General features: G+C 33.1%; 13 protein-coding genes. 1 reads left to right on the top strand and 12 read right to left on the bottom strand.

The genetic code is table 11. The annotated features are described in order from the left end of the window. Positions 1–58: 58 nt before the first annotated feature. From COI44_RS08555 to COI44_RS08575, 5 genes are all read right to left on the bottom strand, one after another. On the bottom strand, positions 59–247 hold the full coding sequence (locus tag COI44_RS08555) for a hypothetical protein (protein WP_098427560.1): 189 nt from the start codon (positions 245–247) through the stop codon (positions 59–61). A 110-nt stretch (positions 248–357) separates the two neighbouring features. Continuing rightward, on the bottom strand, positions 358–546 hold the full coding sequence (locus COI44_RS08560) for a hypothetical protein (protein WP_098427561.1): 189 nt from the start codon (positions 544–546) through the stop codon (positions 358–360). Between the two features lie 291 nt (positions 547–837). After that, positions 838–1,968 carry a cation:proton antiporter gene (locus COI44_RS08565; RefSeq protein ID WP_098427562.1) on the bottom strand — a complete coding sequence of 377 codons (1,131 nt, stop codon included), beginning with the start codon at positions 1,966–1,968 and terminating at the stop codon, positions 838–840. Between the two features lie 268 nt (positions 1,969–2,236). Further along, a complete protein-coding gene (locus COI44_RS08570) occupies positions 2,237–2,890 on the bottom strand; it encodes a potassium channel family protein (RefSeq protein WP_091021866.1) in 654 nt (217 codons plus the stop codon). Positions 2,891–2,928: 38 nt separating this feature from the next. Then, positions 2,929–4,269 carry a TrkH family potassium uptake protein gene (locus COI44_RS08575; RefSeq protein ID WP_098427563.1) on the bottom strand — a complete coding sequence of 447 codons (1,341 nt, stop codon included), beginning with the start codon at positions 4,267–4,269 and terminating at the stop codon, positions 2,929–2,931. Positions 4,270–4,447: 178 nt separating this feature from the next. Between COI44_RS08575 and COI44_RS08580 the strand changes: the two genes are divergently transcribed. Continuing rightward, complete coding sequence (locus tag COI44_RS08580) at positions 4,448–5,686, top strand: cation:proton antiporter (RefSeq protein ID WP_098427564.1); 1,239 nt, start codon at positions 4,448–4,450, stop codon at positions 5,684–5,686. 114 nt (positions 5,687–5,800) lie between these two features. Here COI44_RS08580 and COI44_RS08585 read toward each other — a convergent pair whose 3' ends face one another. The 7 genes from COI44_RS08585 to COI44_RS24820 all read right to left on the bottom strand — a co-directional run bounded on the left by COI44_RS08585 (position 5,801) and on the right by COI44_RS24820 (position 13,889). Next, on the bottom strand, positions 5,801–6,163 hold the full coding sequence (locus COI44_RS08585; protein WP_098427565.1) for a MerR family transcriptional regulator: 363 nt from the start codon (positions 6,161–6,163) through the stop codon (positions 5,801–5,803). 12 nt (positions 6,164–6,175) lie between these two features. Beyond that, positions 6,176–6,886 (bottom strand): SDR family NAD(P)-dependent oxidoreductase, encoded by a 711-nt coding sequence (locus COI44_RS08590; RefSeq protein ID WP_098427566.1) that lies wholly within the window; start codon positions 6,884–6,886, stop codon positions 6,176–6,178. Between the two features lie 178 nt (positions 6,887–7,064). Then, a complete protein-coding gene (locus COI44_RS08595; RefSeq protein WP_098427567.1) occupies positions 7,065–9,395 on the bottom strand; it encodes a universal stress protein in 2,331 nt (776 codons plus the stop codon). A 54-nt stretch (positions 9,396–9,449) separates the two neighbouring features. After that, a complete protein-coding gene (gene kdpC / locus COI44_RS08600; RefSeq protein WP_091021855.1) occupies positions 9,450–10,010 on the bottom strand; it encodes a potassium-transporting ATPase subunit KdpC in 561 nt (186 codons plus the stop codon). 24 nt (positions 10,011–10,034) lie between these two features. After that, positions 10,035–12,074 carry a potassium-transporting ATPase subunit KdpB gene (gene kdpB, locus COI44_RS08605; RefSeq protein WP_098427568.1) on the bottom strand — a complete coding sequence of 680 codons (2,040 nt, stop codon included), beginning with the start codon at positions 12,072–12,074 and terminating at the stop codon, positions 10,035–10,037. A 32-nt stretch (positions 12,075–12,106) separates the two neighbouring features. Further along, positions 12,107–13,780, bottom strand: coding sequence for a potassium-transporting ATPase subunit KdpA (kdpA, locus tag COI44_RS08610; protein ID WP_098427944.1), 1,674 nt, complete (start codon positions 13,778–13,780; stop codon positions 12,107–12,109). Between the two features lie 31 nt (positions 13,781–13,811). Continuing rightward, complete coding sequence (locus COI44_RS24820; protein ID WP_088012318.1) at positions 13,812–13,889, bottom strand: potassium-transporting ATPase subunit F; 78 nt, start codon at positions 13,887–13,889, stop codon at positions 13,812–13,814. Positions 13,890–14,002: the final 113 nt, after the last annotated feature.

Here is a 14,002-nt window from a genome sequence, read left to right on the forward strand (position 1 = left end):
CTCCAAAAAATATCCGAGAAATTAGGAACCTATACTAATTTTAAGTACCCCCGAGCTTTTATCGTACTTGATTCCAAACGATTTGTTGTGACTTACAATTTGCTAGTGTGTTCGTTAATACGTTTTGCACTTCTATTTGATTAAACGTTGAGATCTTTTTATTAGCATTTGACATATTCGTTTCGTACCCTGTCAGCAAAATAGAAAATCCACATCCAACTACTAAAGATAAAATTACTTTTTTCATTTTGTTTTCTCCTCCCGATTTTTTTCATATAAAAAAACCATGACCTATGGTCGTGGTTTGACGTTTGTTTTTAAACGTAAGACCAACTTAAATGGAAACTTCATGACAAATTAGCGTGCTTGATTCCAAATGATCTCTTTTGATTGATCGACTGCTACCATGTTTATTAACACGTTTTGTACCTCAGTTTGATTAAACGTTGAGATCTTTTTATTAACTTCTGACATATTCGTTTCGTACCCTGTCAGCAAAATAGAAAATCCACATCCAATAACTAAAGATAAAATTAAATTCTTCATTTTGTATTCTCCTTTCGCGATTTTTTCATATAAAAAAACCATGACCTATGGTCGTGGTTTGACGTTCGTTTTTAAACGTAAGACCAACTCTATCATGATTAAAATCACTCGTCAATTGGTGTTTTTTGGAATTATTTATGTAAACGATTACTTGAAATGAATGATTTTTGGTGCTCTTATTTTGGTAATCGTTTACATTTTTCAACTTCTTTTTTTAGTATCCTTTGGTGCACCAAGAAGTAATTTCCAATAAATTTTTTGATAGTCAATCGATCATTCTATTACATCGCACTATTCATTAAAGAATATCTTCATCATTGGTGGCGTTACAAGCGTAGAAACGAGCACAACAACTAAAAGGACGGTAAATAATGACTGATCTAATAATTTATTCTCTAGCCCTATAGAAGCAATAATTAATGCAACTTCACCTCTAGATACCATTGCTGATCCGATGCCTAGAGAATTCCTCCATGAAAATCCAGAAATTTTAGCTCCAAGAGATGAACCAACTAATTTTGTTAGAATTGCTATAATGCTTAATACGATAATAAGGGAAATATTATCTAAAATCCCTGTAAATTTAGCAGTTACTCCAATTGAAGTGAAAAATACTGGTACAAAAAGTGAATAACTAATTGTCTCCACTTTTTCAAATACTTCGTGCTTAAATTCAGTTACACTAATAGCTACACCTGCAATATAAGCTCCAATAATTGCAGCAACCCCAGTGTATTCTGCAAAATATGCATATAGAAAACAAATGATTAGAGCAGAAGAAATAACGGTTTCAGTAACACGTAATGTAGAAAATTTTCTAAGTATAAATGGAACAACTTTCCATCCAAGAATAATTGCAAACACAAAGAATAATACTTTTTTAAGTATTATTTTCCCCAAATTTACATCTCCACTTTCACCTGCCAAACTAAGTAAAAATGCCAACGCAATAATGACTAAAATATCATCAATTACTGCAGCACCCATGACAGTTGCCCCTTCACGGGTTTTTAATTTTTTCATTTCTTTCAACACTTGTACTGATATGCTTACGCTTGTCGCGGAAAGTAAAAGCCCCAAAAAACTAGATTGAATAGTAGTTAAATGAATAAACATTCCAATTAAATAGCCTACTCCAAATGGTACAATAATCCCTCCAATTCCAACTAAAGTCGATGCTATTCCAGTCCGTTTAAACTCATCAATATCTGTTTCAAGTCCTGCAATAAACATTAACAGAATTACACCGATTTGACTTATTTCTTTTAATATATCTGTGTCATTAATTAATCCTAATAGAGTAGGCCCAAGTATGATTCCGATTAAAAGTTTACCAAGAACAGACGGTTGTTTTAGTCTAACACTAATGTCACCTGCAATTTTTGAAGCGATTAAAATGATCGCAAGTTGAAAAATAAGCATATATTCTGTAGTAATTGACTCCTAAGCGTAATAACAACTACTACATTCACCTCCAGTTGAGTGCAATTCGAAATTTATGTAATTATTATCTTTACTTCTACTTCAAATATTCATAATGAATGAATTTATAAAGCAAAAAGAGAAGCTAAATAAATATCTAGACATTCTTATTAAATAGTAAAAAAATAAGGTAATCACTTTTTGAGGACTTAAAAGCAATTACCATAATGGTTATACGTATATTTTTTAAAATTGATTTTTTAATTATTTATTCAACATTTGAAAAACGATGCAAATCCCTATTTTCTCCAATCATAACCAATACATCTCCTTCATGTATAACTTCATCAGGAGAAGGCGAGATATTAACGACTCCTTCGCTCTTAATAGCGATGACTGTTAAATTAAATTCTACTCTAATATTTAATTCCTTCAAGCTTTTCCCAACCATTTTTGAAGGTAATTTAATTTCTTCTATACTGTAATTTTGTGCGAGTTCAATAAAGTTTAAAACATTTGGTGACATTAATTGATGCGCTACACGTTCTCCCATATTCTTTTCCGGATAGATAACCCAATCAGCCCCAATTTTTTTTAACACTTCACCATGTCGCTTATTTAATGCCTTCGCAACAATTTTTTTAATTTTTAATTCACTTAAGACTAAGGTTGTTAAAATACTTGATTGCATATCATTTCCAATCGCTACTATAACTGTGTCAAAATTTCCTATTCCAATAGCCTTTAAAGCTTCATCATTTGTAGAATCAGCTATTACTGCATGTGTAGCTATGTCTGCAAACTGATTAATTCGCTCTTCATTCATATCAATTACTAACACTTCATTACCATGTTGCAATAGAGTATTCACAATACCTGAGCCGAATCTACCTAATCCTATAACTGCATATTGATTTTTCATATTTACATTGCTCCTATATAAAATGAATTTGGTACGATTTATCCAATCATGATTTTACCTTTTGGTCGTTTAAAAGGATCCGAAGTTCTTCTTAGTGTAACAGCAAAAGCAATCGTCAATGGACCAACTCTTCCCGCAAACATTGTTAAAATGATCAGAATCCTTCCAATTGGTGTTAGATCTGGGGTCAATCCCATAGATAGTCCAACAGTTCCAAATGCAGAAGTTGCTTCAAATAAAATCATTAAGAAGTCCTTTCCATGCTCGGTAATTGTTAATATCATGGTAACAAAGATAACAATAAGCAGACCACTTACAGTAACAGTAAGTGCCTTATAAATAGTGTCGTACATGATACTTCTTTTAAAAAATATAACGTCTTCTTTCCCTTTAATCTGTGATCGAACGGCTCCTAATAATGTAGCGAAAGTAGTCGTTTTTATCCCTCCTCCGGTAGAACCCGGAGATGCCCCAATAAACATTAAAATGATAGTTATAAAAAGTGTGGATTGTGTTAAATCAGGTATATTGATTGTATTGGATCCTGCCGTTCTAGGTGTTACAGATTGATACAATGATCCTAGGATTTTGCCAGTCCATGATAACGGCTGTAATGTTTTGGGATTATGCAATTCTAGGAAAAAAATCAGAACAGTCCCTAAAACTAATAAATAAATACTTGTTTTAAGAACTACTTTAGTATGTAAAGAGAGAAAGCCTGTTTCTTTGTATTCGTATAATTCGTTCATTACGATAAAACCAATTCCACCAAGTGTAATCAATAAACAAACCACAATTGTAACAGTAGGGTCTGATACATAACCAGTTAGGCTCTTAAAGCCCCCCATTAAATCAAACCCTGCATTATTAAAATTTGAAATCGAATGAAATATTCCATAATAAATAGCCTTTTTTATTGGGAAATCAAATGCAAAACGAACAGCTAGCAAGATTCCACCAATTAATTCAATAATAATTGTAAATATAAAGATTCTCTTTACCAATCGAACAATTCCCGCAATCGATAAATTATTCAAAGCCTCTTGTAATAATAATCGTTCTTTTAACGAGATTCGCTTACCTAAAAGAACTGCAAAAAAAGTAGCAAACGACATAAAACCTAAACCGCCTACTTGAATGAGTGATAAGATAACTAATTGTCCAAATAACGTGAACGTTGTACCAGTATCCACTACCACTAATCCAGTTACACAAGTAGCTGATGTAGAAGTGAATAAAGCGTCCAACCAATTTAGACCTTCCCCATCCTTAGTAGCGATTGGTAGAGTTAGTAGAATACTACCTAAAACAATAATGAGAGCAAATCCAATCACTAAAACTTTTGATGGGTCTAAGGAAGGCTCCAGCTTTTTTCTCATAGTAGTACATCCCCTCTTTTCACCTAATTTTGTATTCAAAATTTTTTTCCCCATTTCAATATTAGCGTTCCCATTGAGGAAAAAATATAATAATAACATGTTATTTAATGAGTAAATATTTTGAGTTCAACAAGGTCATTCTAAGATTAGTTTATAAGTGCCTGTGAGGTGAAACATTATGGAATCAGTTGTAATGAAGACTGTTGAACATGAATTATATATCATTACTTTTGTCTTGATTTTTGGATTATTGGCAATTAAATTAGCTGAAAAAATAAAAATTCCTGATGTAGCTTTATTTATGATAATCGGAATATTAGTAGGTCCATCAGTATTTAATTTCATTTCACTGCCAAATGAATCAGTGGCTAATCAGTTCATAATCGTCCTGGGTTCTGTACTAATTCTATTTGAAGGCGGTAAAGCTATTCATGTTTCCGTTTTAAAAAAAGTATGGATTACTATCTCTCTACTATCGACTCTTGGGGTCATTATTACAGCATTAGTTGTAGCAGTTACAGCTTTTTATTTATTGAAGCTACCATTCTTATATGCACTTTTGCTAGCATCAGTCATTGCATCTACTGACCCAGCAACTTTGATTCCAGTTTTTAAACAAGTTACGATTCATGAAAAAGTAAGACAAACTGTAGAAAGTGAATCAGCATTTAATGATGCAACGGGTTCTATTTTGGCATTTACTATACTCGGAGTCATTTTAGGACAATCGCAATTATCCATTTCAGCTAGTATTTGGAGTTTTTTTCGTGAAGCTGGGGGTGGAATATTAGTTGGAATAATCATTGGTTTCATTGGAGCATTTATTACTTCAGCACATAAATGGGCGTTTTTAAATAAGTACAGTACAATAGTTAGTCTTGTTTTAGCTATTAGCTCATATTTAACAGCAGGATTAATTCATGCTAGTGGGTTTATGGCAACTTTTACTGCTGGCCTAATTTTAGGTAATCCACAATTGTTTCGTCTTCATATTTCAGAAGAGACTCGAACAACCGATGCTCATTTTTCGGATAATGCTACATTAATTATGAGGAAGCTTATTTTTATGTTACTAGGAACCCAAGTGAATTTTCATATTTTAAGTAAATATTGGATACAAGGAGTACTGATTGTTTTAGTTTTCATGTTTATTGCTCGACCACTAACAGTACTTTTTTGCACTTTACCAGATCGAAAAGCAAATTGGTCGTGGAGTGAAATTATTTTTATGTTTTGGGTCCGTGAAACAGGAGTTATTCCTGCAGCAATTTCCGGAATGATAATAGCAGCCGGAGTTGATTATGCAAACGAAATTACGACTGTCACTTTTATCGCAATATTAATGACTATTCTAATACAAGCTAGTACGACGGGTTATGTAGCTAAAAAATTAGGTCTTGTTGTAGGGAAATCTTAATTAAACACAATTAAAAAATCGTGTAAATAGTGAAATTTTTGTGGGTTCAAACTTACAAATTCATTAAAAAAGACAACTTTTGAACGTTGTCTTTTGTCTTTTTTATTTATTTATTTATTTATTTATTTCGATTTCATATTTAGCAATTTTCCGTTGAATTTTCTTTAAATTTTCTTTAGTTTCTTTTATTTGCTCTAAAACATTTTTTTCTTGCTGTTTCATAAGCTCTAAACGCTGATTCAATGTTTCTTCTCCACACATAGTCCAGTCAACAAATTGCTTTATTTTTTTGATTGGCATACCTGTGTTTTTTAAGCATAAGATCATTTCGATAAATTTAAGCGAATCTTCATCAAAAATTCTGTCTCCACTTTCAGTTCTTTTTAGAAAGGGTAACAATCCTTGCTTGTCATAATATCTTAATTGAGAAATTGTTAAGTTATTCAACATCGCTACTTGTCCAATTGTATATTCCATATACCCTCATCCTTACCAAGGCATAATTCCTTTTGCATTTAGAATTTTACCATTGTAGTTTAAATCACTTATTGCATAGTCTGTAATAATTTTAGCACCTTCTGCAGTTGTTTTACCTCCAGGTGAATTTCCGTTTAGATCAGTCGTTGTAAAACCTGGTGTAACACCAAAAATTTCAGGTCCATTACTTCCGAATTCTTTCCCAAATGTGAGTGTTAGTGAATTATTAGCAGTTTTTGAAGAATTATAACCAAGTATATTGATTGATGCAGTTTCTCCACGATCAAATAATGTTTGTGATGCCATATCTGTCGTAACATTAATAATTTTTCCACGTTCAGACTTTTTAACCAGTGGTAAAAAAGTTTGAATCATTTGGAACGTTCCAAAGAAATTCACTTCAAATGCTTGTCGTAAAGTTTCAAGTTTGATTTCACTTGGCAAAATATGAAAATCCGGGGCAATTCCAGCATTATTGATTAATAGATCTAAATGATTAGTCACTTCCGAAATTTTATTTAAAGCATCCTGAATAGATTTTGTGCTAGAAACATCCACCTGAATAAATGTAACATTTGATAAACCTAAAGCCTGCATAGCTTTAATCCCGAGATTTTCATTTCGAGCACCTAAAAATACATGGTAATTTTCTTCCGCCAACTGACGAACTACTTCTAATCCAATCCCTTTATTAGCACCTGTTACAAAAGCAAATTTTGTCATTTTTAAAACCCTCCGATTTATTATTTTGTTGCTTACAAGTCAGAGATTACAGCCTAAACCTTAGTTTAGGTCAAGGGTTTTAATATTAATTTTTTTAATTATGGTGACATTAGTCTTAAAGATTTAAATAAAAAAGCATGAAACTAAATCATTTCATGCTAAAAATATAATAAAACCATCATTTTAAACTTTGATCAGCTACTACTAAAACATCTAAATGTCGCAACTCCCTTAACAGTTTTTGAACAATCGAACCCGTTTTGATTTCTTCCCATCTAGTACGAGCTGACTGACCCATAATAACATGAGTTGTTTTTTTTTCTCGGATGTTTTTTACTAATTCGATAAAAACATGCCGGCGATCAGTTGTCTCATATAATTCAAATGAACCACCTAATCGTTTTGTTAACTCTTTTATTTTTTTTAATGATTGCTCTTCATCTTCAGAAAATTTACCATGTTCTTTAACATAAGCTACATACAATTTAGCTTTTAATCGATAAGCAATTCGAAAACCTCTCCGTATAAGTCTTTCACTATTAGGTTTTAAATTTATACAAACAAAAATGACTTCCTCTTGTCTCCAAGGTCCTCTAAGTGTTAAATCTCTTTCCCATGCTTCAAGGCGTTCATCTACATCATCAGCTACTTCTCTAAGTGCTAATTCCCTTAAAGCAATTAAATTACCCGTTTTAAAAAAATTGTTTAGTGATTGTTCTATCTTTATTGGAGCGTAAATTCTTCCTTCTCTCATTCTTTCCCTTAGTGCTTTTGGAGAAATATCAATTAATTCAATTTCATTTGCATCTCTAAGAATATTGTCTGGTACTGTTTCTCTAACTCTAACCCCAGTTATTTGTTCGACACTATCATTTAGAGTTTCAACATGTTGTATATTCATTGTAGAAATGACTGAAATTCCAGCTTCTAAGATTGCCTCAACATCCATATATCTCTTATTAAATTTACTACCAGGTATATTCGTATGTGCTAATTCATCAATTAACACTACCTCTGGGTTTCTTTGAATAATTGCCTCAGTATCCATTTCTTCTAGTGTGGTTTCTTTGTAAGGAATGACTTTTCTCGGAATAATGTCTAAGTCTCCTACTTTTTCCAATGTTTCTTTTCGCCCGTGAGTTTCAAGTAACCCAATTACAATATCTATACCTTTTTTCTTTAACTCATTACCCTCTCTTAACATCGTATATGTTTTTCCAACACCAGGAGCAGCTCCAATATAAACTTTTAAAGTACCATGTTTTATTTTATGAATTTCCTGGGCAAGCTCTTGCGGACTTAAACGACGGTATGGGTCTACTACTTCTTTATTTACTTGCATTGTAGGAATGACTCTTTCTCCATGTATTTCCGCTCGATCTGCAACAATAAATACATCTATATTGTTCGTTTTTCTTAAAATTTTATTAACGATCGAACCATTGACAATCTCTTCCCAACGTGTTCTCTTTGATTGACCTAATACAATACTTGTTATATTATTCCGTATTGAATATTCAACAATTTCACTTGCAATTGAATTGCTCGTAAGTGGTAATTCTTCAAAATTCCCTCCAACTTTTTCAACAAGTTTTATAATGGAGCGTTTAAATGTTAATTCATCACTAGTAAATTTTTTATTAGGTGCTTGGAAACATACTACATGTAAATCTCCACCCAATCTTTTGGAAATTTGTTGTCCTCTTCTAACTAAAATAGAACCATTCCAATGATATTGAACTGTTACTAAAATTTTCTCTGATGCTCCAGAAGGTCCAATGATACCGTGCTTTTCACGATATTCGTCAAGTTCGTCATTTACTTCACCTGCTATAAAACGCAACGCAAGTTCACGAAGTACTGCTAAATTGCTCTTATGTAATAATTGATATCGATTTTTGTTTTCTTCATTATTAGATTCTTCTTTTGATCTTTGTAAAATGACTTCTGGTGTAACATCTAATAACTTTACATCATCTGCCAAAGCTAAAGTATCTTCTGGAACAATTAAATTGCCCTTAACTTTACCACCAGTCAATTTGTCAGCTTCATCATAAACTTCTTTTATCTCATAAATATTCATTGTTGTAATAACGCTTATATTTTTTGATATTAAATATTTGATATCTTCTAACCGAGTAGGAAATGTAGCATCATGTCTATTTTGATGAGCTAAAGAATCAACAAGTACTACCTCTGGATTTCTAGCTATGATGGCATCTAAATCAATATCCTGTTTTAAAGAGCCACTTTCTTCCCAAGTAATTGAAGGAATTTTCTCTAAATTACCAATTTGTTCAATCGTTTTCTGACGATTTGTTTCACTGATTAGCCCAATTACAACATCAATACCACGTTCTTTTAAAACATTACCTTCTTGGAGCATATGATACGTTTTTCCAGCACCACTTGCAGCACCAATAATAATTTTTAATCTGCCTTTTTTGATTTTCTGAATGGATTCTAATAATTCCTCAGGTGTTTTCCTACGAAACTGTGTGTCGCTCAAGATTTTCCCTCCATTCTCTATATATAAGGAAAAAGGAGAGACTATCCTCCCCTTTTATCTTAACTTCTGTAATTCTAGGTTTAATTCTAATATATTCACACGTGACTCCCCAAATATTCCTAATTGACGACCTGTTGTATGACGATCAATTAACGATACTAATTTATCCTCTGATATCCCTGTTGCCTTAGCTACCCTAGGTACCTGAGCTTTCACTGCTTCTGGTGATAAATCTGGGTCAAATCCAGATCCAGATGTCGTTACTAAATCTGCAGGTATTTTCTTACCTAGATTACTATTTTCATTTTTTAATTCATTTATTTTCTCTTTCGTTGCTTTAACATATTCTTTTGACGCTACTGCCGCGTTCGTTGCAGCTGAAGCAGTAGGATTGTAGCTAGCAGCAGATGCTCTAGAATGAAACCATTCAGGCCCTTTAAATTCTTGAGCTAGTAATTTAGAACCCGTAACTTTTCCATTCGTTTCTATTAAACTACCATCTGCTTGTTTTGGGAAAATAACCTGTGCAACCCCTGTTGTAGCTAATGGATATCCCAATCCGCAAATTAATAACAATACAATAGATGCTCTTATTGCAATCATAACTGATTTCACATTAAATCCTCCATTTCCAATCTATTAAACAAAATGCAATGTGGAAACAACCAAATCGATAATTTTAATTCCAATGAACGGTGCAATTACTCCACCAAGTCCGTAGATTAATAAGTTATTAGTTAATAGTTTATTAGCATCCATTGGCTTATACTTCGCACCCTTCATCGCAACAGGAATGAGGAGAGGAATAATGATTGCATTAAAAATTAATGCGGATAGGATTGCAGACTTTGGTGAATTCAATCCCATAATATTTAAATAATCTAATTGCGGTATCGCCATAATAAATAGTGCTGGGATAATCGCGAAATATTTCGCAATATCATTTGCGATTGAAAATGTTGTTAATGAACCACGAGTGATTAGTAACTGCTTACCAATCGCAATGACAGATAGTAGTTTAGTAGGATCGGAATCTAGGTCAATCATGTTTGCTGCCTCTTTTGCAGCCATTGTTCCTGAGTTCATTGCTAAACCAACATCAGCTTGAGCTAGTGCAGGTGCATCATTTGTTCCATCGCCTGTCATCGCAACTAGCTTACCTTCATTTTGTTCTTTTTTAATTGCAGCAATTTTGTCTTCAGGCTTAGCTTCTGCAATAAATTCATCAACACCAGCTTCCCTTGCGATTGTTGCAGCTGTTAATGGATTATCTCCTGTACACATAACAGTCTTAATCCCCATCGCTCTTAATTCTTCAAATCGTTCTTTTAATCCTGGTTTTACTGTATCTTTTAAATAAATAACACCGTAAATTTGATCATTTATTGCAACAGCAAGTGGCGTTCCCCCTGCCTTTGCGACGATATTAGCTTTTTTATCAAGTTCGCTCGGGATATTCCCCCCTTTTGCTAATACATATTTTTTAACTGAATCTACTGCACCTTTTCGAATTTCAGTACCATCTTTTAAATTTAACCCTGACATTCTAGTTTCAGCTGTAAATTCAATAATGTCTGCATCTCTATACTCATTTTCATCCCAGCTTAACCCATTTTTATGAGCTAACTCCACAACTGAACGCCCTTCTGGTGTTTCATCTTTTACAGAAGATTTTAAAGCTGCTAAAACTACATCTTTTTCTGTTATATTTCCAACTGGAATGAATTCACTCGCCATTCGGTTACCAAATGTAATTGTTCCTGTCTTATCTAAAATCATCGTATCAATATCTCCAGCAGCTTCAACTGCTTTGCCAGACATAGCTAAAACATTAAATTGAGTGACACGGTTCATCCCTGCAATTCCAATCGCAGAAAGTAATCCACCAATTGTAGTCGGAATCAAACAAACTAATAAGGCGATTAAAGTTGCTACATCAATTGAGACATTTAAATAATTAGCAATTGGTACAAGTGTCATAATGACGATTAAAAATACTAATGTTAATACAGCTAATAGAGTAGTTAATGCAACTTCATTCGGTGTCTTTTGACGAGCAGCTCCTTCAACTAATGAAATCATACGGTCAATAAATGATTCACCAGGATCAGTTAAGATTTTAACAATAATATAATCTGATACTACTCGAGTACCACCAGTTACAGATGAAAAATCTCCACCTGCTTCTTTAATTACTGGCGCAGATTCACCAGTAATAGCTGATTCATCGATGGAAGCTAAACCTTCAATAATTTCTCCATCTGAAGGAATAATTTCGCCTGTATCAACTCGAACGATATCTCCTTTTCTTAATGAAGTTGATGGTACTTCTATATATGATCCATCTTTTTGTTTTAACTTTGCATTTGTTTCTGATTTCGTTTTTCTTAACGTATCTGCCTGCGCTTTTCCGCGACCCTCTGCAAGTGCTTCTGCAAAGTTTGCGAAAAGGACAGTAAATAATAGAATCAAGAATACCGCAATATTATATGGTCTTCCAACTGTACTAATTCCAAATATATCTGGTTTAAAAGAAAGTATTAAAGTAATAAAAGTACCCACTTCAACTATAAACATGACTGGATTTTTTATCATAACAAGTGGATTTAACTTTTTAAATGAATCGATGATTGCCTGAATTTTTATCTCTTTTGAAATAGGCTTATTTTCTATAGCCATATGATCAATCTCCTCTTTCGTTATGATTGCTACTAATTAAACATTCCTAAGTGTTCAGCGATTGGTCCTAGTGCAAGTACTGGGAAAAACGTTAATGCACAAACGATTAAAATAATCGCAATTAAAATAACAGTAAATAATGGTGTATCTGTTCGGAATGTCCCAGACGTTACTGCAACAGTTTTCTTAGTAGAAAACGATCCAGCAATTGCTAACATAGCAATAATAGAAATATATCGACCAAATAACATAACTAATCCGATGACGATATTATAAAAATCAGTATTAGCTGTTAATCCACCGAATGCCGATCCATTATTCGCAGCTCCAGAAGTAATGGCGTATAACACTTCAGATAAACCATGGAACCCGGGATTTAATATAGAAGAAACTGGTCCTTTTAAAGCTAATGCTAAAGCAGTTGGAACTAAGATAATTAAAGGGTGTGTTAAAATAGCGATTGATGCTAGTTTAATTTCTTTTGCTTCAATTTTCTTACCTAAAAATTCAGGTGTTCTTCCTACCATTAACCCGCAAATAAAGACTGTTAAGATGACATATAATAATCCGTTTAATAAACCGACGCCCTTTCCACCGAAAACATTATTTAACATCATTTCAGCAAGTGGTACCATTCCACCAATTGGCGTTAATGAATCGTGCATGTTGTTAACTGATCCAGTGGTAGCAGCAGTAGTAACAGCTGTAAATAAAGCTGATTCAGAAATTCCAAATCGAACTTCTTTCCCTTCCATATTTCCATGTATTCCAAGCGCTTGTAATGCAGGAGTACCATTGTACTCTGCAACAAATACTGCTGTAAGAAGCGCTATAAACAATATGCCCATTGCAGCAAATACTGTCCAACCTTGTCTTTTGTTTTTGACCATTACACCAAATGCATAAACCAAAGAAGTTGGTAAAAGCATCATACAAACAATGTGAACTAAATTTGATAAAGGTGTAGGATTTTCAAACGGGTGTGCTGCATTTGTTCCGAAAAACCCTCCACCATTTGTACCTATATGTTTAATTGATTCAAGAGCAGCTACGGGTCCTCTAGTAATTACTTGTTTAATCCCTTCGACTGTTGTTGCATCTACTGCGCCTTTTAAAGTTTGTGGTACCCCTTGGAATACTAAAAATAATGCAACGATAAACGATAAAGGTAAAAGTACACGAGTAATTGATCGAACTAAATCAACATAAAAGTTTCCGAGATTATCTTGACGTCCTACTAATCCTCTAATAAATGCTATTGCAACTGCAAAACCGGTTGCCGCTGAAGTAAACATAGGGAATGTAATAGCCGCCATTTGGGAGAAATACGATAGTGAATTCTCACCACTGTAAGCCTGCCAATTTGTATTTGTTATAAATGAAGTTGCCGTATTGAATGCCAAAGCAGATGGCATATTACCGATATGATCTGGATTGAAAGGCAAATATTTTTGAAGTCTAAAAATAGCATATAAAATAATTAACATCACAAAATTACATAACAACATTGCTAATACATATTTTTTCCAACCCATTTTCTCTTCTTCTCGTACACCAATTAATCGATAAATCAATCGTTCAAAAGGTCCAAAAACACGATCTAATCCTGTTTTCTCGCTGTCATATACTTTAACTAGGTAGCTACCTACGGGCTTTACTAATAAAACAATAATTAGCAATGTAACAACTACCTGCAAAATTCCCATGGACATTTAAAAATTCCTCCCACTTAATAAACTAAAATTTCTCTGGTTTAATTAATACGAAAACTAAATATAAAATAAGTACAATCCCAATAATCGCTGGAATAAGCATTTGTTAGTTCCTCCTTACGCTTTTTCACAAAATATTGTAAACCCCCAAAAAATTGCAAAAACGATAACTAGTAAACCTACCATTGTAAGATCATTAATCATTGCAATTCTCCT

The organism is Bacillus sp. AFS088145, assembly GCF_002564465.1.
Classification (GTDB): domain Bacteria; phylum Bacillota; class Bacilli; order Bacillales; family Bacillaceae_G; genus Gottfriedia.